Source organism: Leeuwenhoekiella parthenopeia (genome assembly GCF_020782115.1).
In the GTDB taxonomy this organism is placed as follows: Bacteria; Bacteroidota; Bacteroidia; order Flavobacteriales; family Flavobacteriaceae; genus Leeuwenhoekiella; species Leeuwenhoekiella parthenopeia.
The window spans coordinates 85,391-108,886 of record NZ_JAJGMW010000001.1; the positions used below are offsets into that span (position 1 = coordinate 85,391).

The 23,496-nt window shown below is 41.6% G+C and carries 25 protein-coding genes; 4 read left to right on the forward strand and 21 right to left on the reverse strand.

Going from position 1 to position 23,496, the window contains the following annotated elements; all coding sequences use genetic code 11:
• The first annotated feature begins 160 nt into the window (after positions 1-160).
• Positions 161-1,234 carry a serine hydrolase domain-containing protein gene (locus tag LLW17_RS00375; RefSeq protein ID WP_228228282.1) on the forward strand — a complete coding sequence of 358 codons (1,074 nt, stop codon included), beginning with the start codon at positions 161-163 and terminating at the stop codon, positions 1,232-1,234.
• Positions 1,235-1,245: 11 nt separating this feature from the next.
• Here LLW17_RS00375 and LLW17_RS00380 read toward each other — a convergent pair whose 3' ends face one another.
• From LLW17_RS00380 to LLW17_RS00475, 20 genes are all read right to left on the reverse strand, one after another.
• The gene (locus tag LLW17_RS00380) at positions 1,246-2,208 is read right to left on the reverse strand and encodes a hypothetical protein (protein WP_228228283.1); all 963 of its coding nucleotides are present in this window, start codon (positions 2,206-2,208) and stop codon (positions 1,246-1,248) included.
• Between the two features lie 12 nt (positions 2,209-2,220).
• Positions 2,221-3,867 (reverse strand): amidase family protein, encoded by a 1,647-nt coding sequence (locus LLW17_RS00385; RefSeq protein WP_228228284.1) that lies wholly within the window; start codon positions 3,865-3,867, stop codon positions 2,221-2,223.
• Positions 3,868-3,952: 85 nt separating this feature from the next.
• Positions 3,953-4,906, reverse strand: coding sequence for a signal recognition particle-docking protein FtsY (gene ftsY, locus LLW17_RS00390; protein WP_228228285.1), 954 nt, complete (start codon positions 4,904-4,906; stop codon positions 3,953-3,955).
• Positions 4,907-5,132: 226 nt separating this feature from the next.
• Complete coding sequence (locus LLW17_RS00395; RefSeq protein ID WP_228228286.1) at positions 5,133-5,285, reverse strand: DUF4295 domain-containing protein; 153 nt, start codon at positions 5,283-5,285, stop codon at positions 5,133-5,135.
• A gap of 3 nt (positions 5,286-5,288) precedes the next feature.
• Positions 5,289-5,471: a 50S ribosomal protein L33 gene (gene rpmG / locus LLW17_RS00400; protein ID WP_028375871.1), complete on the reverse strand. Its 183-nt coding sequence runs from the start codon at positions 5,469-5,471 to the stop codon at positions 5,289-5,291.
• A 23-nt stretch (positions 5,472-5,494) separates the two neighbouring features.
• Positions 5,495-5,734, reverse strand: coding sequence for a 50S ribosomal protein L28 (gene rpmB, locus LLW17_RS00405; protein ID WP_228228287.1), 240 nt, complete (start codon positions 5,732-5,734; stop codon positions 5,495-5,497).
• Between the two features lie 79 nt (positions 5,735-5,813).
• A complete protein-coding gene (locus LLW17_RS00410) occupies positions 5,814-7,061 on the reverse strand; it encodes a competence/damage-inducible protein A (protein ID WP_228228288.1) in 1,248 nt (415 codons plus the stop codon).
• Entirely contained in the window at positions 7,061-7,402 is a 342-nt protein-coding gene (locus tag LLW17_RS00415; protein WP_228228289.1) for an Hpt domain-containing protein, read from the reverse strand. The genes LLW17_RS00410 and LLW17_RS00415 overlap by 1 nt, the downstream gene beginning before the upstream one ends.
• A 17-nt stretch (positions 7,403-7,419) precedes the next feature.
• Positions 7,420-8,031: a fumarylacetoacetate hydrolase family protein gene (locus LLW17_RS00420; protein WP_228228290.1), complete on the reverse strand. Its 612-nt coding sequence runs from the start codon at positions 8,029-8,031 to the stop codon at positions 7,420-7,422.
• Positions 8,032-8,808: a 3'-5' exonuclease gene (locus tag LLW17_RS00425; protein WP_228228291.1), complete on the reverse strand. Its 777-nt coding sequence runs from the start codon at positions 8,806-8,808 to the stop codon at positions 8,032-8,034.
• Positions 8,809-9,007: 199 nt separating this feature from the next.
• A complete protein-coding gene (locus LLW17_RS00430) occupies positions 9,008-10,363 on the reverse strand; it encodes a dihydrolipoamide acetyltransferase family protein (RefSeq protein WP_228228292.1) in 1,356 nt (451 codons plus the stop codon).
• A gap of 88 nt (positions 10,364-10,451) precedes the next feature.
• Positions 10,452-11,558, reverse strand: a complete 1,107-nt coding sequence (locus tag LLW17_RS00435; RefSeq protein ID WP_228228293.1) for a glycosyltransferase family 2 protein — start codon at positions 11,556-11,558, stop codon at positions 10,452-10,454.
• Positions 11,559-11,561: 3 nt separating this feature from the next.
• On the reverse strand, positions 11,562-12,179 hold the full coding sequence (recR, locus tag LLW17_RS00440; protein ID WP_228228294.1) for a recombination mediator RecR: 618 nt from the start codon (positions 12,177-12,179) through the stop codon (positions 11,562-11,564).
• Between the two features lie 52 nt (positions 12,180-12,231).
• A complete protein-coding gene (gene rfbD, locus LLW17_RS00445) occupies positions 12,232-13,083 on the reverse strand; it encodes a dTDP-4-dehydrorhamnose reductase (protein ID WP_228228295.1) in 852 nt (283 codons plus the stop codon).
• A complete protein-coding gene (gene rfbC, locus LLW17_RS00450) occupies positions 13,076-13,630 on the reverse strand; it encodes a dTDP-4-dehydrorhamnose 3,5-epimerase (protein WP_228228296.1) in 555 nt (184 codons plus the stop codon). The genes rfbD and rfbC overlap by 8 nt, the downstream gene beginning before the upstream one ends.
• Positions 13,630-14,487 carry a glucose-1-phosphate thymidylyltransferase RfbA gene (rfbA, locus tag LLW17_RS00455; RefSeq protein ID WP_228228297.1) on the reverse strand — a complete coding sequence of 286 codons (858 nt, stop codon included), beginning with the start codon at positions 14,485-14,487 and terminating at the stop codon, positions 13,630-13,632. Before rfbA ends, rfbC begins: the two co-directional genes overlap by 1 nt.
• A 10-nt stretch (positions 14,488-14,497) precedes the next feature.
• A complete protein-coding gene (gene rfbB / locus LLW17_RS00460) occupies positions 14,498-15,544 on the reverse strand; it encodes a dTDP-glucose 4,6-dehydratase (RefSeq protein WP_228228298.1) in 1,047 nt (348 codons plus the stop codon).
• A complete protein-coding gene (gene wecB / locus LLW17_RS00465) occupies positions 15,541-16,668 on the reverse strand; it encodes a non-hydrolyzing UDP-N-acetylglucosamine 2-epimerase (protein ID WP_228228299.1) in 1,128 nt (375 codons plus the stop codon). The genes rfbB and wecB overlap by 4 nt, the downstream gene beginning before the upstream one ends.
• Positions 16,655-17,926, reverse strand: a complete 1,272-nt coding sequence (locus tag LLW17_RS00470) for a nucleotide sugar dehydrogenase (protein ID WP_228228300.1) — start codon at positions 17,924-17,926, stop codon at positions 16,655-16,657. Before LLW17_RS00470 ends, wecB begins: the two co-directional genes overlap by 14 nt.
• A gap of 10 nt (positions 17,927-17,936) precedes the next feature.
• Positions 17,937-18,935, reverse strand: a complete 999-nt coding sequence (locus LLW17_RS00475; RefSeq protein ID WP_228228301.1) for an SDR family oxidoreductase — start codon at positions 18,933-18,935, stop codon at positions 17,937-17,939.
• A gap of 190 nt (positions 18,936-19,125) precedes the next feature.
• Here LLW17_RS00475 and LLW17_RS00480 point away from each other — a divergent pair, with 190 nt between their 5' ends.
• The 3 genes from LLW17_RS00480 to LLW17_RS00490 all read left to right on the forward strand — a co-directional run bounded on the left by LLW17_RS00480 (position 19,126) and on the right by LLW17_RS00490 (position 21,918).
• Positions 19,126-19,614, forward strand: coding sequence for a Dps family protein (locus LLW17_RS00480; protein ID WP_228228302.1), 489 nt, complete (start codon positions 19,126-19,128; stop codon positions 19,612-19,614).
• A gap of 27 nt (positions 19,615-19,641) precedes the next feature.
• Positions 19,642-20,586, forward strand: coding sequence for a mechanosensitive ion channel family protein (locus tag LLW17_RS00485; RefSeq protein WP_228228303.1), 945 nt, complete (start codon positions 19,642-19,644; stop codon positions 20,584-20,586).
• 192 nt (positions 20,587-20,778) lie between these two features.
• Positions 20,779-21,918, forward strand: a complete 1,140-nt coding sequence (locus tag LLW17_RS00490) for a pentapeptide repeat-containing protein (RefSeq protein WP_228228304.1) — start codon at positions 20,779-20,781, stop codon at positions 21,916-21,918.
• On the opposite strand, the gene LLW17_RS00495 is transcribed toward LLW17_RS00490, so the two are convergent.
• Positions 21,919-23,484, reverse strand: a complete 1,566-nt coding sequence (locus tag LLW17_RS00495) for a bifunctional GNAT family N-acetyltransferase/carbon-nitrogen hydrolase family protein (protein ID WP_228228305.1) — start codon at positions 23,482-23,484, stop codon at positions 21,919-21,921. It lies immediately after the preceding gene.
• Between the last annotated feature and the right edge of the window lie 12 nt (positions 23,485-23,496).

The window sequence follows — 23,496 nt, forward strand, 5'->3', positions numbered from 1 at the left end:
TTTCGGGGCGCAAAGATACGGTAAATTCGTCAATCTATAAGCTCCTAACCAAGGTATCTGCATACCCGGAATAAGCCGATTTTTTGTTCCATTTTAAAAAGTGACCATTCTGATTAAACCATTTTATGTGTAATTTGGTCAAAGCCGTAAATCCCTGTTTATGAAGACGCTTTTATATCTTTTTGCTGCGCTTTTGGTTTGCTCCTGCTCTTCGGGCTCTGATGATGCTGAAGGTCCCGCGCCTGATGAAAACCTGTACTTTCCACCATTGACCGGTTCAACCTGGGAGACGGTAAGCCCCACCGAATTGGGATGGAATACTGCAGCATTGAATAATCTGGATACTTTTCTTACAGACACCAATACCGAAGCCTTCATCATTTTAGAAAACGGAAAAATAGCTTTTGAAGCCTATTATGACGGAAAAACTGCAGCAGATTTCTTTGCCTGGAATTCTGCCGGAAAAACCCTGACGGCTTTTACGGTAGGGCTCGCTGAACAAAAGGGATTGTTAGAGCTTGATGACAAAACCACCGATTATCTGGGCAGAGGCTGGACCTCTATGACCCCGGTTCAGGAAGATGCGATTACCATAAAAAACCAACTTACAATGACTTCCGGTGGTGACTTCACAAGGGGCGACATTCATTGCTATGACCCGGAATGCCTGTACTATCGCAAAGCTCCGGGAACCGAATGGTACTATTACAATGCGTATTACACCCTGCTTCAGCCGGTACTTGATGCCGCAGCTCCAAATGGTTTTGATGCTTTTTTTAAAGCAGAGCTGAAAGACCGAATAGGAATGGACGGTCGCTGGGTAAGTCTGGGCTACAACAATGTGTATTTTAGTACAGCCCGCGGGATGGCACGCTTTGGACTTCTCAATTTAAATAAAGGAAGCTGGGGCGAAAACAAGCTGCTGAATACCGACTACTGGGATGCAATGGCCAATACGTCACAGTCCCTTAACCCGGCTTACGGATACCTCTGGTGGCTAAATGGAAAAAGCAGCTTCAAACTTCCCAGCCTTACAGAAAGCTTTACCGGAAAATTAATTCCCAATGCCCCGGATGATCTCATTGCCGGTCTGGGGGCCAACGATAAAAAGCTCTACGTAATTCCCAGTCAAAACCGCGTTATTGTACGCCTGGGTCCCGCTGCTGACGCCGACGACCTGGGACCTACGAGTTTTGATAATGAGTTGTGGGGAAAGTTGAAGGAGGTTTTTTAGCAAATTAAAATTTATGGACTAAAATAGTAAACTACTCCACTATTTAAATGCATAGTACCGCTTATGCTATTTTGGAAAATCTCAAAATTATTCATATCAAAAAATCCTTGCGCTTTAATTCCGTCACCTAATGCAATAAATTCTAAACGTTTATCTACTGGATCATAAAAAATAGGACGACTAATTATCCTTAGAAAATAATTAAAATCTTTATCATAAGTACTTAGTATATCTCCTTCTGAATTGAGTAAATAAACATACGGAATATGTCCTCTTTCAATTGAACTTAATATATAATATCCATCTGGTACTACTAGAAATTTGAATATTTTACCTGGATATGCCACATCTTTTGAATTAAAATCCCATGTATTAATATTTATTTTTTTGAGAATTTGATTATAACTTAGATTTTCTTCAAGGAGGACTAATTCTGAAGTTTCTTTTAAAAAAATATAGCTCGAATAATCCTTTAGATCATAGATAGCAAATGACTTACTTAAATTTTTGGTTTCTATAAGTGTATTATTAGAATATTTCAAAAACTCAACATCATATTCATTATTTACAATAAAAAAGAAATTTGTAGCATCTAAAATTTCTAAATAGAAGCTAGAACTTGGTAAATCTGTTATAACTAAATTCTCTTCAAATTCGAATTCTAAATCTTCGCTATTGTAAATCTGATTCAAATCAACCTTAAAAGAATATAATTTTCCACGATCATTATCAGTTCTATAAAATAAAACTTCATCATTTTCTGGAGATTTATACGAAGCAATAAAATTATTTTTAATCCTAAATTCCTTAAAAACCTTCGATTTATTATCCCCAATAAAATATCCGCTTCCATTTCGCTGAATCATAACCTTGTAATAGGTATCAAAATCTGTTTTAGCATCATCACTTCTGGAGCAGCTTACAAAATTTAAAAAAATTATGAATATTGCTAAATTAAACTTTAAATTATTCAAAATCATATTTTATTAATTATCAAAATCTATCGGAGTTTTACGCTTTTGCGAAATGCTCTCGTAAGCATACGCCAACTGAAGCAAGAGTTCTTCTGATAAGGTTGGTGCGATAAACGTAAGTCCCATCGGCTGATTGGTTTCAGAATAGCCCATAGGCACCGTAATTGCAGGATATTTGGCTACTGCCGCGTAACCTGCCATATAATTATTGATAGACAATACTGCATCCAGGTCATTCGCTTTCATAGGTTCATCAAAAAACTGCCTTCCGTTGCGTTCTAAGGTGTCTTTAATCGCTGTAAATTCTTCAGCAGAAGCCGAATCGGCAAGCACTCCATACAACAAACCCTGGCCGTAAGGCATACGAACTAAGGAATCCTTCTTATTGTAAGCCGTGATGTCGTTTAGATCTTTCACTGCAAGATCTTTGGCTCCATACGCAGCTATATAAGCCGGTAGATCTTTTTGCATATCGAGATTGAGTACGCGTAAAAATTGCGGAAGATCAATCTCAGGACGCTCCAGTTCTACCAACGTAGCACCGGCATCCCGTAATGCCGCAACCGCCTGAATGTACAACGTATCCTCGTAACTTTTATAATAGCCCAGGCGTTTGCCTTTCAGGAATTTTTTAGCATCCAAATCTTTTAAAGGCTTTACATAATCGGTTTGTGTTGCTGCCAGCTTAACCGCCTTCTCATCTTCGGGATCAAGCCCAGTCATCGCCTGCAACAGAATCGCATTGTCAATTACCGAGCGCGTCATTGGGCCCGGTGTGTCGAGCGTACTCGAGATAGGAACAATACCGCCGCGTGACAACAAACCAATGGTGGGTTTAAGCCCAACAACCGAATTGGCACTGGATGGTGACAAAATAGATCCGCTGGTTTCTGATCCTACCGCAGCAACAGCAAAGTTGGCTGCCATAGACACCCCGCTCCCCGAACTGGAACCGCCGGTATCGTGAATCTTACGGCCGTAGGGGTTTAAGGTTTGTCCGCCAACAGCCGAATAGCCGCTGGGGCAATCATTACAAAAGAAATAGGCCCACTCGCTTAGATTGGCTTTTCCCAGGATCAAAGCGCCCTGTTCTTTTAGTTTTTGGGTGATAAATGCATCATCTGCATTGTTGTTCTCAAAAACCACGGCACCTGCTGTAGTTGGCATACCCGCCGCATTGATGTTATCCTTTAGCAAAACCGGCATCCCATGAATGGAATACCTATCTATCAACAGCTTTTCCTGCAAATCAAGTTTTCGCGCTTCTTCAAGCACCTTAGGATTTAAAGCAATAACAGAGTTAAGCGACAGCTCATTATTTCGATCGTATTTTTTAATTCGGCTTAAATAAAAAAGAACCAGTTCTTCGTAGGTAAGTTTACCATTTGCTTTAGCCTCCTGAATTTCAGGAATGGTTTTTTCGAAAGCAAGTGCTTTTACTTTTTCATAATCAGCTTCTGAAAATTTTTCCAATGCATCTTGAAATGGTGACCAGAGCGCTTCGGTATTTAAAACTTTAGAATCGAGCACGGCATACTCGCGTTCTTTGACGGTAGTGTCTTTTACAGTTTCTGTTGACTCTACAACTGTTGATGCCGATTGATTTTCTTTACACGAAAGGACAGCAAGAGCTGTGAAAAGCAGTAGTAGGTTTTTCATAGTCTGAGGTAGATTTTCCTCTAAAAATACAAAAAGGCATCTCACGAATGTGGATGCCTTTCTATTTTGATGTATTTGCTAATTTTTAGACTCTAAAAAACGAATCTACAAATTCAATCTTATTAAATACCTGTAAATCTTCAATACCCTCACCTACTCCTATATACTTTACGGGAATTTGAAACTGATCGCTGATGCCGATAACCACGCCACCTTTGGCAGTACCGTCAAGCTTGGTAACAGCAAGCGAAGTAACTTCGGTAGCCGCAGTAAACTGTTTGGCCTGTTCAAAGGCATTTTGCCCGGTAGAGCCATCTAAAACAAGTAGAACTTCGTCAGGAGCGTCGGCAATCACCTTTTGCATTACCCGTTTTACTTTACTCAGCTCATTCATCAGGTTTACTTTGTTGTGCAAACGTCCGGCGGTATCTATGATCACCACATCGGCATCCATTTTTACTGCACTTTGCACCGTATCGTAAGCCACTGAAGCAGGATCACTGCCCATTTGCTGCTTGATGATAGGTACATCTACCCGATCTGCCCAAATCTGCAACTGATCTATAGCCGCGGCTCTAAAGGTGTCGCCAGCTCCGAGAACTACCTTCAGGCCTTTTTGTTTAAACTGGTAGGCAAGCTTCCCTATGGTAGTGGTCTTACCCACACCATTAACGCCCACAACCATAATAACGTAAGGCTTTTTAGCAGGAACCGAAAAGTCGGTCGCATTGCCTGCATTGGTTTCGCTAAGTAAACCTGCGATTTCTTCGCGTAAAATAGAATTGAGTTCTTCGGTTCCCAGGTATTTATCCTTAGCAACACGTGCTTCAATACGGTCTATGATTTTGATGGTTGTTGTCACCCCGACATCGCTGGACACCAGTACTTCTTCCAGATCATCAAGCACTTCATCATCTACCTTGCTCTTACCTGCAACGGCTTTACCCAGTTTGCTTAAAAAGTTGGTATTGGTTTTCTCCAGACCTTTGTCTAAAGTTTCCTTCTTTTCTTTGGAAAATATATTTTTAAAAAAACTCATCGTATTCAGGATGCATTGGTTAGCTGGGCAAAGGTATTGCCTTTATAAGGATTTTGAAATCACTAAAAGTAAATAAGGTTGGAGCAAGTCTAAATTACACCTGGCACCAACATATTTCCAATTTAAAAAAAGCCTTGACAACCTTTAGCCTTTGGCGGCGCCAATTAGGAAATACAAAAAGCCGTCACACTATGTGCAACGGCTCCAGATAAACATTTAAAATGTTTTATTTTTTATCTAAGAACTCTCCTACAAGTTCTGGTGTCATTACTGCCTCTACGAAAGTATATGCACCTGTCTTAGGAGATTTAACCATTTTAATGGCTTTGGTCAAACGTTTTGAACCGGTCTGTAATGTTGCTACTGATTTCTTTGCCATGTCTTATTTTATTTCTTTGTGAACAGTCATTTTATTCAAGATTGGGTTGAATTTCTTCAACTCCATTCTATCTGGGGTGTTCTTTTTATTCTTAGTGGTAATATAACGAGAAGTTCCCGGTTTTCCGGAAGCTTTATGCTCTGTGCACTCTAAAATTACCTGTACTCTATTGCCTTTCTTTGCCATAATTCCTAATCGTTATACCGTTATTACTTAGTAAGAAAGCCTTTAGCGCGAGCCTCTTTAAGCACAGCGGTAATACCTTTCTTATTTATATTTTTAAGAGCGGCTGTAGAAATTTTAAGTGTTACCCACTTATCTTCCTCAGGGATGTAAAAACGTTTTTTGATTAGATTGGCATCAAATTTACGCTTGGTTTTATTCATCGCGTGAGAAACATTGTTTCCTACCATTGCTTTTTTGCCCGTAAGCTCACAAACTCTTGACATGATTCTTAACTTTATAATGTGTTACTGAAAAACAGGGTGCAAATTTACAGAACTAAAACAAGTTGACCAACACAAAAGCCTAGTTTTTTAAAATTTCTTTTTGAAGCAGTTCAAAAGCCTTGTTTACACTTTTTGAAATGACCCGCTCCCGCTGACTTCCCATCTTAAATTCCTGCGAATAAACACCATTGGGAGTGGCGATCCCAATAAAAACTGTGCCCACATCGGCATCAGAATCTCCTTTTGAAGGTCCTGCATTACCGGTTGTAGAGACTGCAAAGTCTGACTTGTACCAGTTTTGAACCGCTAAGGCCATTGCTTCGGCTACCGGAGCACTTATAACCGAATGCGTGTCTATTAATTTCTGATCTATTTTAAGCAGCTCTACCTTGCTGTGTGTGGCATAGGTAACCATTCCGCCCTTAAAATAGCCTGAAGCGCCCGGATTAGCCGTTATAGCCGCAGCAATTTGACCTCCCGTACAGCTTTCGGCGACAGCGAGCGTTTTATTTTTCTGTTTGAAGAGATTCCCTACTACGACTTCGATCAATTCGCCATCATCATAACCTACGATGATATCGCCTATCAATTCCTGTAGTTTTGCAATCTGTTCGTCCAGATTTCGTTCTAAAACATCGCGATCGGGACCTTTAGTAGAAAGCCTTAAGCGCACCTTCCCCAAAGCAGGCAGATAAGCCAACTTTATAGCTGAAGGCAGGTTGTTCTCGAAATCTTCAATCGTGTCTGCAATCTCACTCTCTCCACGTCCGTAGGTCTGTAAGGTTTTATGAAGAATATAAGGCCTGCTAAACTCTTTCTGAAGCCGGGGAATCACCTCATCGGTCATTAAGGCTTTCATCTCAAAAGGCACACCGGGCATGGAGATGAATACGGTATCATCCCTTTTCATCCACATTCCCGGAGCGGTACCGTTTTTATTCATCAGCACCGTGCACTTGCTGGGAACCAAAGCCTGAGATCGGTTTGCGGGCAGCATTGGCCTGCCCACATGATGCTTGAATATCCTTTCAATATTTGCCAGAACACCGGGGTCTTCAACCAGCTCATCTTTAAAAAATTCACAAAAAGTATGTTTGGTAACATCATCTTTAGTGGGACCAAGACCGCCTGTGATCAAAACCACCTGACAGCGCTGCCGGGCGGCATTTAAGGTATCTACAATGTGTTGTTTAGAATCTGAAATCGATGATATCTCGGCAACTTCAATGCCTATTTTATCGAGTTCTTTGGCAATAAAAGCCGAATTGGTGTCTACAATCTGGCCTATGAGAATCTCATCACCAATTGTAATAATGTGTGCCTGCATTACATTTTCCAGTCTTTACGCATTTCTTCAATGGCATCAGAAACCATTTTGTTAATTGTGTCGAGTTGCGGGCGTATGACCGAAGTAGGTTTACTGGTGTCTGCCCAGCGCTCCATTGCTGAAATTTCCCGTATAAGATCTATACCGAACATTTCCAGATTGGGTTTCATTTTATGAGCAAACTGGTAGGCCATCCTGTGGTTGTCGTTATCGATTGCCATGTTCATACTTTGAAGATCCGGAGGAATTTCGGTTAAAAAAGTCTCTACAACAGTTTGCATAAATTCTTTGTCACCGCCAGACATATCTTCTAGCTGGTACAGGTCATAATGTTTGGGCATAATCGTGTAAATTTGGGTTATTTTATGTTGACGCTAAAAAGCTCCTTGTCTTCCAGATATCCACTCAGCTTATCACCAATACTTACCGGTCCTACTCCCGAGGGGGTTCCCGTAAAAAGGACATCTCCTATTTTGAGAGTCATAAACTTCGAAACGTGAGCGATAAGGGTTGGAATATCAAAAATCATATTTTTTGTATTTCCTAGTTGTACAATTTCATCATTTTTTTTCAAATGAAAATTAATTGCATTTAAATCTTTAAAACTTTCTTTAGGTAACCATTCACCTATTACCGCCGAGCCGTCAAAGGCCTTTGCCTTTTCCCAGGGATGGCCTTTTTCCTTACACTCGCGCTGTAAATCCCGAGCAGTAAAATCTATTCCCAGACCAATCTGATCAAAATATTTATGTGCAAATTTAGGCTGAATATATTTACCCAAACGGTTAATACGTATCAATACCTCAACCTCGTAATGCACTTCCTGAGTAAACTCGGGTATTACAAAAGGATGTTTGTTTAGTAAAACAGCCGAGTCAGGCTTTAAGAAAAAAAGCGGTTCGCCTGAAGCTTTGCTGTTAAGCTCTTTTATATGCTCAGCGTAGTTCTGACCAATGCAAATGATTTTCATCTAAGACAACTTTGTATTCAATTTTCGCAACTTGATTCCGGTAAGCACTTTTTTAGTATACAATGGGAAATCGGCGTTTTGAATCCACCCAAAATAACCGGGTTCGTTTTCAAGCACGTCTTCCACCTTTTTCCCTTTATGCTTACCAAAGCTAAAAACCTCTTCTCCTTCTTTATTGTAGGCTATAAAGCCTGCAAAATCTGCAAACTTTTTACGAGCGCTAAATTCCGCAAGGGTTTTCATATTGTTTTCAAGCTCATCATAGCGATCAAGCTGTGCTTTTAAAACTTCATAGGTCGCAATGGTATCTGCCTCGGCACTATGCGCGTCATCGAGATTTTGATCGCAGTAAAATTTATAGGCCGCGCTTAGTGTGCGTTGTTCCATTTTGTGGAAAATGGTCTGAACATCAATAGCGTTGCGGTTTTTCATATCAAAATCTACCTCAGCGCGAAGCATTTCTTCAGCTAAAAGCGGAATATCAAATCGATTTGAATTAAATCCTGCCAGATCAGAATCTTTAATGAGATTATTGATCTCTGTGGCCAGTTCTTTAAAAGTAGGTTTATCGGCAACATCTTCATCTTTTATACCGTGAACCGCAGTAGTTTCAGGCGGAATAGGTATGGTAGGATTTACCAGCCAGGTATGCTTCTCTTCCTTTCCGTTAGGGAAAACTTTAAGTACCGAAATTTCTACAATACGATCATTAGCCACATTTACTCCCGTAGTTTCCAGGTCAAAAAAGCAAATGGGTCTGGTAAGATTTAAATTCATAGGTTGTCGTTTAAATGCAAAAGTACAATTACCAAATTCAAATCATCTGCTTTTTGAGATTCTTGATTTTGTTTTTTGATGGTGAAAGGGTCTTAAACCCTATTTCAAAGGGCAATTCTCTGTTCCAAAATACTAAAAAATCCCTGTGGATAAACCGGAGGGATTTGATTCATTTTCTATAAGTATAAGGTTTACCGAGCTATACCTGACGGTCACTATCCCAGTCTTCGAGATATTGTGCCACGCGCTGAACGAATTGTCCACCCAGAGCTCCATTAACCACACGGTGATCGTAACTGTGCGATAAAAACATTTTTTGGCGAATGCCTATAAAATCCCCTTCCGGAGTTTCAATAACCGCAGGAACTTTACGTATGGCCCCTAAGGCCAGTATTCCTACCTGAGGCTGATTAATGATGGGTGTTCCCATCACACTGCCAAATGTCCCCACGTTGGTAACCGTATAGGTTCCTCCCTGAGTATCATCGGGCTTAAGTTTACCATTGCGCGCACGGTTTGCCAGGTCATTTACTGCTTTGGCCATTCCGACCAGGTTGAGCTGGTCTGCGTTGCGTATTACCGGAACAATCAAATTTCCATCGGGCAATGCCGCAGCCATACCCAGGTTTATATTTTTGCGTTTTACGATACGATCTCCATCAACAGAAATATTAATCATAGGGAAATCACGAATCGCTTTTGCCACAGCTTCCATAAAAATAGGCGTGTAGGTAAGCTTCTCTCCTTCCCGCTTCTGGAAATCATTTTTAACACGCTCCCTCCAGTTTACAATAGCCGTAACGTCTACTTCAATAAAAGACTGTACGTGGGCAGAAGTCTGTACCGAAGCAACCATATGCTTGGCGATCATTTTACCCATTCGGCTCATCTCGATAATCTCATCGCCACCGTTTACACTTACGGGGGTTGCCTGAGGCTGAGCTGCAGGTTTAGATTCAGTCTTGGGCTGTTCAGCTTGTTTTGTTTCCGGTTTTTTTCCGGACTTACGTTCTTCTAAGTAAGTCAGAATATCGTCTTTTGTAACCCGACCTTCTAGGCCTGTGCCGTTAACGGTATCCAGTTCTTCCTGAGAAATCCCTTCCTGCTGGGCTATATTTTTTACCAAAGGAGAATAAAAACGCTCTCCTGTATTGGAAATTGCGGCTGCCGAAGTAGTCTCTTTTGCCTGATCGAGCATAGCCGCTGCATCTTCTGCTTCTGCTGATGCTGTTTCTTCCTCTTCCGGCTGATCAACATCTGCAACAGGTTCTTGAGACTCAGGCTCAGAACTGCTTTCAGCGCGTGCATCATCACCGGCAATCTCAATGATTGCCAAAGTTTCCCCCACTTTTACTACATCATCAGCCTCATAGAACTTTTCTACCAAAGTACCCGAAACTTCACTCGGCACCTCGCTGTCTACCTTATCTGTGGCAATCTCTACGACGGGTTCATCAAGTTCAATGGTATCGCCTACCTCTTTGAGCCAGTTGGTCACGGTAGCTTCGGCGACACTTTCTCCCATCTTTGGTAACTTAAGTTCGAATTTTGCCATATTATTAATAGAAAAGTTATTGGTTGAATTATTTTGCGAATTTAATAAAAATAAGTTGATATGACTTCTAAATAAATAATCATACGGCTTAAAGCACCTGCCCCCGATGATGAGCCGAATCACTCCCGCAGCTAAAATTACAATTTGAAGGGCGTATGCGAAATGTATTTTGGCGGTTTTTTAACTGCTGCATAGCAGTAATAACGTCTGCAGTTCTACTGCCTTCCAGGTCAAAGATAAAACGGGAATGCTGCGGTTTTTCGGAGTAAGCCGCTCTGAGTCCGTCCCAGTTAAGCCTAAGTATGTCATCTGGCTGATCGTTTAAATTAGGCGTATCACTTACCCAATAACGCCGCTCAAAACCCAGATTTATGGGCTTTTTGATTTCCTGCGCTGCATAGGTCTGACTGATGAGCTTAATCGCAAAACCCAGCAAACGATCAAAAAGATTGCTTTTGTGAAAATGCTTGCGGGCAAAAAGACGCATAGCTCCATAAAAACGAAGGGCATACTGCCTGTCTTTTACCGTGCTCTCTCCCTTAAAATGCAATACTGTTACTTTTCCCAGATAATAATTACTGTAACCCTTTTGGGTTATGACATAGCTCAGGTCAATGTCTTCTCCATACATAAAAAAACGCTCATCAAAACCGCCTACCTCCTGATAAAGCTGTCGTTTTAAAAACATAAAAGCTCCAACGAGAATAGCCACCTTTCCGGTTTCTGTTTCATCCAGATTTGTAGCATAATAGGAGTTACCATTGCTCAACAACTTTTGGATGCTCACCTTAGGCGTAGTCAGATTGCGCTTACTCTCGGGAAGGAAATTGCCGGTACCATCAATCAACCTAACCCCAACAGCTCCCAGATCGTCTTTTTTTTCGGCGAATGCCAAAACATCCTGAAAACAGGTTTCGGGGACCATCGTATCCGGGTTTAGAATGCACAGGTATTTGCCCTTTGCAACTGCCACACCCTGATTATTGGCTTTAGAAAAACCCTTATTTTCTGAGTTTACGAGCAATTTAACCTGTGGAAAAGCAGTTTTTACAAGTGGGATTGTCGCATCTTCAGAGGCGTTGTCGACTACAATAATTTCAGAATCTATATTTTTCAGGGAACGGGTAAGGCTTTCGAGACAAAGCTGCAGATACTGCGGTACCTTATAGCTCACAATAATCACCGAAAGCAGCATAATTTAGTTTTTAAGCGAATTTTCAAAAGGAATGCGGTGCAAAATGCTTCGGCCCAGAGTCACCTCATCTGCATATTCCAACTCATCACCTACCGCAATACCGCGCGCGATGGTTGAAGTTTTAATACCAAATTCTTCAAGCTGCCGGTAAATATAAAAATTGGTCGTATCACCTTCCATGGTGGAGCTCAGCGCAAAAATCACTTCTTCCACACCGCCCGACTTTACTTTTTCTTTAAGAGACTGAATCGTCAAATCCTGAGGCCCTATCCCATCTAATGGCGATATTTTTCCGCCCAAAACGTGATAATGACCGCGATACTGACTGGTGTTTTCTATCGCCATAACATCGCGCACATCCTCAACCACACAAACTATTGAAGCATCGCGATTGGGATTTGCACAAATCTCGCAAAGGGCTACATCTGAAATATTATGGCAGTTTTTACAAAATTTAATGTCGGTGCGTAGCCTGGTGAGTGCTTCGGCAAGTTGAAGCGTTTGATTCTCATTTTGACGCAGTAAATGCAATACCAGTCTTAAGGCGGTACGTTTACCTATACCCGGGAGTTGAGACATCTCGTAAACAGCCTGCTCCAATAATTTTGATGAAAAATCCATGCTTCAAAGGTACTAAAGATTTTAAGCTCTTAAACCTTACCCGGAAACAAGCTTAGCCGGGCAAAGCTGTGCTCCAGTCCCTGATTGAATAGTTAAAGGTTTTCTGGAGTTTTGAATTGTCGAGAACACTAAATTTTGGGCGACGGGCTAATGTAGGATACTGTGCGCTGCTCACTGCGATCACCTTTGTTTTGAGTCCGTTTTGGGCAACAATCGCCTGTGCAAAATCAAACCAGCTGGCCTGACCCGAATTCACAAAATGATATATCCCCGAATTTTGCGGATTAAGCTGTGGTATATGTTTCAGTATAAAATGAGCCAGGTCCAATGCATGTGTGGGCACTCCCGTCTGATCATTTACCACGCTTAATTCATCCCGGGATTGTGCCAGATTGAGTATGATTTTATAAAAATTCTTGCCGTAAATACTATACAACCAGGCGGTGCGAATAATCCAAAAGGCCGGGATGGCTGCCTCCAAAATCGCCAGTTCTCCTGCGCGTTTTGATTTCCCGTAAGTCGTCTGAGGTGCTGTAGCATCGCTTTCCAGATAGGGTCTGGAAGACGCTCCATCAAAAACATAATCTGTAGAGATATGAATGAGTTTCACCCGGTTTTCCGAACAATATGCTGCCAGATTTGCGACTCCCCGTTCGTTAACGGCGAAAGCGGCGTCTGTTTCGGTCTCTGCGAGATCAACCTGTGTATAAGCTGCCGCGTTGATGATCACGTGGGGTTTAAGGGCATCAAGGACTGTCTTAACCGAATTGGCATCGGTTATATCAAGCGCTTTTCGGTCTTTATAATAAAAAAGGTGATTAAAATTGGCATCGAGATGTTTTATACACTGCGCCAATTGCCCACCGGCACCTGTTACCACCACACGCAGTTGTTTGCTAACCATACATTTTTTTTAACACCTTATCCAAATCAAGACCTGCCTGATCTTTTACCGAAAGTTTTAAATCGTTCTGTGTTGGCCAGTCGATTAAGATTTCAGGGTCATCATAGCGCAGGGTAAGTTCTGCTTTGGGATTGTAATAATTATCGCAACTGTAGGTAAAAAGGGTATCTTCTTCAAGCACCAGAAAACCGTGAGCCATACCTCTGGGCACATAAAGCTGTCGCTGATTTTCGCCACTTAATTCTATGCTGTAGTAAGATTTAAAAGTAGACTCGTTTTGACGTAAATCTACCACAACATCAAGAACCTTACCCTGAAGAATGTGCACCAGCTTTGCCTGTGCTGCATCACCGGTTTGCAGATGCATACCACGCAACACATTGCCCGTTGATTTGGATTGATTTTGCTGAACAAAAACAGCATCTATACCTGTAGCTTTTTTAAAATCACGGGCATTAAAAGCTTCAAAAAAGTATCCTCGCCCATCCTGAAATATATCGGGTTCTATAAGCCATAAATCCTTAAAACCGGTTTCAATAAATTGCATTAAAGTAATGTTTTGAGATAGCTCCCGTATGGGGATTTTCCATAATTATTAGCCAGAACTTGAAGCTGGTTTGAACTGATAAATCCCATCAGGAATGCCACTTCTTCGATACAGCCTATTTTATACTGCTGGCGATGCTCAATGGCCCGTACAAAATCGGTTGCCTCATTGAGCGAGTCAATAGTACCGGTGTCAAACCAGGTCATTCCTCTGCTCATAACCGCAACCTGCAGTTCTTCCAATTCTAAATATCTGTTTTGGATGCTGGTAATTTCCTTTTCGCCTCTGGCGGAAGGTTTAACGTCTTTTGCAAAATCAACGGCCCGGTTATCAAAAAAGTACAAACCGGGTATGGCGTATTTTGATTTTGGGTTCTGAGGCTTTTCTTCAATTGAAAGAACCTTTCCGCTTTCATCAAATTCAACCACTCCGTAACGATTGGGATCTTTTACAGGATATGCAAAAATAGATCCGCCTTTTAAATCGGTTTGCTGTTGAAGCATTTTACTCAGGCCGTTTCCATAAAAGATGTTGTCCCCCAAAATCAGGGCTACAGTATCCTTACCAATAAAATCTGCTCCGATAATAAATGCTTCTGCCAGACCATTAGGCTCGGGCTGTACCTCGTAGGTAAAAGAGCAACCCAGGGCCTTACCATCACCCAAAAGATTTTTAAATGAGTTCTGATCCTGAGGAGTGGTAATTATTAAAATTTCCCGTATTCCGGCCAGCATCAAGGTCGAGAGCGGGTAGTAAATCATAGGTTTATCATAAACCGGAAGCAATTGCTTACTTACCGCAACGGTGAGGGGATACAAACGGCTTCCCGAACCTCCTGCCAAGATAATACCTTTCATAAAACTTTAATTATTGTGTGTAATGATCGTTATAATAATCCTGATACATTCCTGTTGTTACCCTTTTAAGCCATTGCTTATTTGCAAGATACCAATCTACAGTCAAACGCAAGCCTTCTGCAAAGGTAACCGAAGGTTTCCAACCCAAATCCTGATTTATTTTTGAAGCATCAATGGCATAGCGCTTATCGTGACCGGGGCGGTCTTTTACATAGGTGATTAGCTTGGCTGAAGAACCTTGGGGTCTGTTGAGCTTTTCATCCATAATCCCACAAAGCAATTTCACCAAGTCGATATTCTTCCACTCGTTAAAACCGCCAATGTTATAGGTCTCTCCTGTTTTACCGGATTCAAAAAGCAGTTCTATCGCAAGGGCATGATCAAGCACATACAACCAGTCTCTGGTGTAATTACCATCGCCGTATACCGGAAGCTCTTTATTCTCGATACAATTGTTTATAAAAAGAGGAATGAGTTTTTCAGGAAACTGATTAGGCCCGTAGTTGTTACTGCAATTGCTTATGATGTATGGAATACGGTAGGTTTCGCCGTAGGCTCTAACAAAGTGATCTGAACTTGCCTTGGATGCCGAATACGGAGAATTGGGATCATAAGCCGTGGTTTCGGTAAACAATCCGCTTTCGCCCAAAGAACCATAAACCTCATCGGTACTGATGTGATAAAACAGATTGTCGCTGTATGGAGTTTCCCAATACTTTAAGCAGGCATTTAAAAGATTTACAGTCCCCAGAACATTGGTCTTTACAAAAGCCAAGGGGTCTTTAATAGAGCGATCTACGTGCGATTCAGCAGCCAGATGAATAACCCGCTCAAATTTATATTCTCTAAAAAGTGCATCCAGGGTTTCTGCCTGGGTAATGTCAGCCTTTAAAAATTGATAATTAGGCGCATTCTCGAGGTCTTTAAGATTTTCGAGATTACCAGCATAGGTCAAAGCGTCCAAATTAAAAATACGATCTTCAGGCCGGTTATTCACAAACAAACGCACCACGTGAGATCCTATAAAACCGGCTCCTCCAGTGATTAAAATATTCATAAATTATCTTTTAAAACCTGTACAATACGCTGCGAGGCCTTACCGTCACCGTAGGGGTTGTGAGCCTTGCTCATCGTTTCGTAGTGTTGTTTATCATCAAGCAAAGTTAGGATACCCTGTCTCAATTTCTCAGGATTTGTACCAATTAAAGATACTGTACCTGCATCTACTGCTTCGGGACGCTCTGTTGTGTCTCGGGTCACCAGAACAGGTTTACCCAGTGCGGGAGCCTCTTCCTGAACTCCACCGCTATCAGTTACGATAAGATAGGAACGGTTCATTAACCAGACAAAATCAGGATACTGTAAGGGGTCTATCAACGAGCAATTACGCACGTTCCCCAAAATGTCAAAAACCGTGTTTTTAACATTCGGATTTAAATGCACCGGATAAACGAGATGTACATCGGGTCGCGCAAGGGCCAAATCTCTTAAGGCTTCACAAACACGCTGCATACCATCGCCAAAATTCTCCCTGCGATGGCCGGTGATTAAAATGATTTTCTTATTCTGAAATGGAATACCCCTAGCAAAATTCGGTTGTAGGGCCGCTACCTTATTAACGGTGAGTTGCAGGGCGTCTATTACGGTATTACCGGTTACAAAAATATGTTCCCCGGCTATTCCTTCGGCCTTAAGGTTAGCTGAAGCAGTAGCCGTTGGTGCAAAATGAAAATCTGCTATACGACCCGTGATCTGACGGTTTAATTCTTCAGGAAACGGGGATTGTTTATTAAATGTGCGTAAGCCGGCCTCAATATGTGCTACTTTACAGCCCGCATAAAAAGCAGCCAGACTTGCGGCCATTGTTGTTGTAGTATCCCCGTGCACACAGACCAGATCGGGTTTAAACTCTGCAAGGGGTTGTTTTAAAGCAGTTAAAATGCGGGCAGTCAAATCAAACAAATCCTGATTTTTACGCATCAGATCTAAATCGTACCAGGCTTCAATCTTAAAAAAATCAAGAACCTGATCGAGCATTTCGCGATGTTGGGCGGTGAGGCAAACTTTTACATCAAAGAATGCATCATTTTGAAGTGCTTTTATGACCGGAGCGAGTTTTATGGCTTCGGGACGCGTACCAAAGACAAAAAGTATTCTTTTCCGCTCCTTATAATCTGCCATCTACTCCTTCTTTATAAAAGCCCTTTACATCGTAAACAACTGCATTTTCGGCTTTTAAATCGTCAAGATTTAAATCTGCAAATTCTGTATGACTCACTGCGAGCACAATGGCCGAAAACTTGTTACCTGATAACTGGGGTAACAAGGTATAACCATATTCTTCCTGGACGAGCCTCGCATCTGCCTGCGGATCGTAGACCGAAACCTGCGCACCATATTCTTCCAAATCCCGTATTATATCTATAACCCGCGTATTTCGCACGTCTGGACAATTTTCTTTAAAAGTGATTCCCAATACCAGAATCTTGCTATCCTTGAGCCTGATATCCCGCTGTGCCATCAACTTTACAACCTGAGCGGCGATATAAGTGCCCATACTGTCATTGAGGCGTCTTCCGGCAAGTATGATCTCGGGGTGATATCCTACCTGTTTTGCTTTCTGTGCCAAATAATAGGGGTCTACCCCTATGCAATGCCCACCGACTAAACCTGGCTTAAAGGGTAGAAAATTCCATTTTGTACCCGCGGCTTCAAGCACCTGCTGTGTATCTATTTCTAAAAGATTGAAAATTTTCGCCAATTCGTTTACAAAAGCAATATTAATATCGCGTTGTGAATTTTCAATCACCTTTGCAGCTTCGGCTACCTTGATCGAGGCGGCTTTAAAGGTACCCGCGCTGATTACCGAAGCGTAAAGTTCATCTACTCTTACTGCAATCTCAGGCGTGGAGCCGGCGGTTACTTTGCGTATTTTATCTACGGTATGGGTTTTATCGCCGGGATTGATACGTTCGGGTGAATAACCTGCAAAAAAGTCAATATTAAATTCTAAGCCTGAATCCCTTTCAAGAATGGGAACACAGATTTCTTCGGTAACACCGGGATAAACCGTAGACTCATAAATCACCAGATCTCCCCGTTTTAAATATTGAGCTACAAGTTCACTGGCTTTGATCAACGGAGTTAAATCTGGGTTGTTATTCTTATCTATCGGGGTAGGAACCGTGACAATAAATACGCTTACCTCTTTGAGTTCTGAAGGTTCGGCAGTGCAGTAGAGTCCGTTAGACGTGCTATTGGCAGATTTTAAAACTTCCTGAAGCTGCGGGGTCTCTACCTCTCCGGTATGATCTATGCCCTTCTGCAGTTCTGAAACACGCTGTTTCTTCAGGTCAAAGCCCACCACATCATAACGTGTTGCAAAGAGACGCGCCAGCGGAAGACCTACATATCCCAGGCCAATTACCCCAATTTTCATGAATTGTCTTTTAGTTCAAATTCTTAAAGTACCACTCCACAGTTTCTGTAAGCCCCGCTTTAAGGTCATAGGCGGGTTCATAGCCTAAAAGATTGCGCGCTTTGGTTATCGATGCGAGCGAATGCGGTACATCACCTTTTCGCTGAGGACCAAAAACAGGATCGACATCTTTAACGTTTTGGTCGTAATTAAGCAATCGTTCTTTAATTTCCCGCACCAATTCTACAAGAGTGGTTTGCTCACCGTAAGCAATGTTGTAAATCTCATTTAAAACATGACTTTCGGTGGCGGTCAAAGCTAATAAATTAGCCTGAACCACATTCTCTATATAGGTATAATCTCGGGAAAAAGAACCGTCACCATTTATTACAGGAGACTCGCCATTCATTAAACTCGCAATGAATTTTGGTATAACTGCCGCATAGGCACCTTCGGGATCCTGTCTGGGACCGAAAACATTAAAGTATCGCAAACCAATACTGCTGAATGTATAATTTTTGAAGTATACACGGGCATAAATCTCATTAAAGAGCTTTGTCGCAGCGTAAGGCGAAAGCGGCTCTCCAATCTCACTTTCTATTTTGGGAAGGGCTTTGGCATCTCCATATGTAGCCGAACTCGCAGCGTAAACAAAGTGAGTAATGCCTTCTAATCGACTAGCCTCAAGCATGTTTAAAAAGCCCGAAACATTAACGGCATTTGAGCTAACAGGATCTGCTAAACTTCTAGGCACAGATCCCAAAGCAGCCTGATGCGATACGGCATTACAACCCAAAACAGCCTTTTTACAAACATCAAAATCGCGGATATCACCCTCCAAAAACTCAAAATTCCTGTGCTCCCTGAATGGGAGAAGGTTTTGAGGCTTTCCGGTTGAAAAGTTATCGAGGCACCTCACAAAAGCCCCGAGATCAAGAAACTTGTGTATCAAATGCGAACCGATAAAACCGGCTCCACCGGTAACTAAAATACGTGTACCGGCAACACTAGGGAGAGTTGACGTATGCATAGGGGTTTGTATTTTTAATCTAATTTAAATCAAGATTATTGAATTAAATTAATATTTCGTTAACAAATTTGATTTAAACTTGGGAAAATATCATTTTCACAAGTTAAACTTATACTAAACGCCCGTATAATCTGCCAATAGGAGGAAAACATTAGTAATTTTAAGAAAAAAGATAAAGAAATTACACACTATGAATTACCTCAATTTAGATCGTGACAAAACACAAAATACAGTCACTCAATTAAACATCTTACTGGCAGATTATCATATTTACTATCAAAAACTCCGCAATTTTCACTGGAATATAGTAGGTGAAAACTTTTTTGACCTGCACGCGAAGTTTGAAGAAATGTATAATGACGCACTCATCAAAATAGATGAACTAGCCGAACGCATACTTACCCTGCGTCATCAACCAGAAAGCCATCTTACCCGATATCTGGAACTTTCAAATATTAAAGAATCACCTAGTGATACCAACGACATCGATATGGTTAATATCCTGCTCGATGATCACGGTAAAATCCTAATTCAAATGCGCAAAGTGGTTGACGAGGCAGATAAAGGCAACGATGAAGGTACCATTGATCTTTTGGGAGCCTATATCAGAGAGCTCGAAAAAACGAGTTGGATGCTGGATACCTGGCGGATGAACAAGACCGAAAATCGCCAGAAATAATAAAACACTAACCAACCCTAAACTTTTATGTTATCAACTTTACAGACTGAAGCTCAGGAAAATTCAGATTGGAACTTTTTTGACTTTGATAAGCTAATCGAAAAATTACACGGCTGGGGCGAAAGTCTAATCCTCAAACTCCCCAATTTTGTTATAGCCATTCTGGTATTCGCCATTTTTTGGTTTCTGGCAAAATACGTATCCAAATTTGTGCGTCAAATCCTTATGCGTGGCGTAAAACAGGATTCCATTCGTGTGATGGCAGGCAAAACGGCCTTTGCCATTACCGTACTGATCGGATTTTTTGTTGCCTTAGGCATTATGGATTTAGACAAAGTATTGACCTCGGTACTTGCGGGAGCCGGTGTGGTAGGTTTGGCCATTGGTCTGGCTTTACAGGGAACTCTTAACAATACCTTTAGCGGGGTAATCCTGAGCTTTATGCCCAGATTACAACTTGGAGACTGGGTAGAGACCAATGACTATTCAGGATTTGTTGAAGATATTACGTTGCGTAACGTCACACTCAGACAATCTGATAATAACTATGTGATTGTGCCCAACTCGAGTATTGTAGATTCTCCTTTCAAAAACTGGTCACAAACAGCACGAAGCCGTGTTTTTGTCAATTGCGGTGTAGGCTATGAAAGCGATCTGGAAGCCGTAAAAAAACTCACCATAGAAACCCTGAGTGCTAAATTTGAACAACAGGGATCTGAAGAAATTGAATTTTTCTACGAAAGTTTTGGGGACAGTTCAATCAATTTTGTTGCGCGTTTCTGGGCTCCCGTTACCAAACGGAAAGATATGCTTGCCGCTCAGGATTTAGCAATTATCGCGATCAAGAAAGCTTTTGATGCAAATGACATCAACATTCCGTTCCCAATACGCACACTTGATTTTGGTAAAAATAAATTCCGTTCTGAGACCATTACCATTGCCAACTCAGGTGGCGGTGAGGCTGTATCTTAAACAGCTATACGGATATGTAAATAGAATTTAATTTTAAATAAGCAACGCCCGAAGTATCACAATTACTTCGGGCGTTGTTGTTTTATGCGTATCTCATTTACTTAAGCGAACATACTCCCGATTAATTTTCAGTTTTTATAACAAGACGGCTTGAATTTCGTTTTACTACATTTACACAACTAGTAAAATTTTATGAGTCCCGAAGAATTTGCACGCCTGCAGGCCGAAAATCAAAAACTAAAAGCCAAACTCGATAAGCAACAGCAATCTAAACAGAAACGCCGTAAACTGGGTTGGACCTTTTTAAAGCAATCTTCCGGCTTTATTCTGGGAGCAAAGCTTAAAAAAAGCATCGAACGCTTTCTTGAAGAACTTTCAGAACAGCAGCGCGTTTCGAGAGAAACCCTTTCTGATTTACTCAGTGCTATAATTATTCGCCTTACACGCGTAGGCTTTTTGCTGGTGATTACAGCCATTCTGCCTTCAATCCTGCTTATTTTTCAAACTTATTACCTTTCGCAGCAAAACAAACTGATTACGGGGCAAAGCGAAATGTTTAAACAGCAAAACAATCGCCTCGATCAGCAAACCTATTTACAGGAAGCCGAACGTCGCGGACAAACGCTTTTGCTCATGGATAATATGCTGAAAGAAATAAGTGATGATGTACGTGTAAATCCACAAAACACCATAAATGATGCGACTGCGGGTCGTCTTATTTCCCTAAGTAAAATGCTGAAGCCTTACAAATATCTGGAAAACGACAGCCTCATCGTGCAGGTAATAAGTCCTGAGCGCGGTTATCTGCTGGTTTCGCTTCTGGAAACCGGGATAAACCTCAATGCAACCTCCCGCAGCCGAACTAATGGTAAACTGATGAACCGTCTCGATTTTACGTATGCCGAGTTGCGCGATCTTACGCTTAAAGGCGCAGATTTGCTCGAAATCAATTTATCGTACGCAGACCTCAGAAATTCCAACTTCACCGGAACCGATTTTAAAAAAGCCGATTTAAGCAACGCGCGCCTGCAACAAACAAACCTGAGCTATACAGGCCTGGGCGAGGCAGATTTGGAAAACGCAAAACTTCAAAACGCCATTTTAGACCGGGCTGATCTAAGCAAAACCAATCTTACCGGAGCTGATTTGCGCAACACCAGTCTGGTAAAGACTAAAATCAAAGAAGCTGTTTTAAAAAACGCCCGTGTTCAAAAAGCCTTTGAACAGGACGCTTCTTTACAACTCAACAAAGATCAGAGTGCCTGGTTATTTCAAACCTATGAAGTGGTTGAAATTGACGAAGACCACTATCAGCTGCTGCCTAAATCCTGATTAGTTTTTACGCTTCCACTTAAGCTGAAATAAATCTTTTCTTCGATCTATAAGGTTGTGTACGCTACCAAACTGATTAAGCTCTTTAAGCAGGTCGATATCCACGTCTGCAACCAGAATCATTTCGGCATTCGGTGTAGCTTCCGCCTTAACCCCATTGGTAGGGAATTGGAAGTCACAGGGTGTAAGCACCATACTTTGTGCAAACTGCATATCCATATTATGCACTTTTGGGATATTACCCACGCTTCCCGCTATGGCGACATAACATTCGTTTTCAATTGCACGGGCCTGAGCACAATGCCTTACGCGGCTATAGCCGTTTTGGGTATCGGTAAGGAAAGGAACAAAGAGGATATCCATACCTTCATCGGCCAGCAACCTGCTTAATTCCGGAAACTCGACATCATAGCATATAAGAATACCTATTTTACCACAATCGGTATTAAAGGTTTTGAGTTTTTCGCCACCGCTCATCCCCCATGCCTTGGCTTCATCAGGGGTTACGTGAAGCTTGTAAAACTTTTCGATAGTACCGTCGCGTTTACATAAGAACCCTACGTTGTAGAGCTTTCCATCTTCTATATACGGCATACTACCCGTGATGATGTTGATGTTGTAGCTCACCGAAAGTTCTGAAAACCGGTCGCGTATGCGTTCGGTATATTTGGCAAGTTCGCGTATCGCATCAGGCTCAGAAAGATGGTTGTACGCCGCCATCAAAGGCGCATTAAAAAACTCGGGAAACAAGGCAAAATCAGAGCGGTATCCCGAAATGGTATCTATAAAGTATTCGGCCTGCTCAATGAGTTCTTCAAAGTTTTTATAGGTACGCATTTGCCATTGTACCAGACCAAGACGCACAACAGTTTTAACGCTGTTAGGCTTCTTCTCGGGCTTTTGATAATAGATGTTGTCCCATTCCAGGAGCGCAGCGTATTCCTTAGACTGCTTATCCCCTTCCAGATAATTGGTAATAATTCTTTTTACGTGAAAATCGTTGCTCAACTGAAAATCAAGGACCGGATCGTTAATTTCACGAGTCCGCACTTTCTCAATGTATTGTTTCGGCGTTAATTCTTTTGCATACTGATGGTAATTTGGCAAACGACCACCAAAAACGATACGTTCTAAATTCAGGTTTTCACAAAGCTCCTTACGGTAATCGTAAAGTCTGCGACCTATACGCATACCGCGGTATTTATGCGAGATAAAAATATCTATTCCGTACAGGACATTACCTTTGGGCGTGTGGGTGCTGAAACTTTCATTACCCGTTATTTGCATATAGGTATGCTTATCTGAAAACTTATCGTAGTCTACAATAATAGACAATGCACAACCGGCAATCTCTCCGTTTACCTTAACAACAACCTGTCCTTCGGGGAAAACCGTCATCAGTTTTTTAAGGTGCTTTTTCTCCCAATACGGGTCTGGGATCGCGGGATAAACGGCTATCATGATTTCTTTGAGTTCCTCAAAATCCTTGATATCTAAATACTCCAGATTAATGGTATCTACGCGCTCGCGTTTATCAATATTATCTACGTTTTCTACGTCTTTCATAAAATGTTTAAA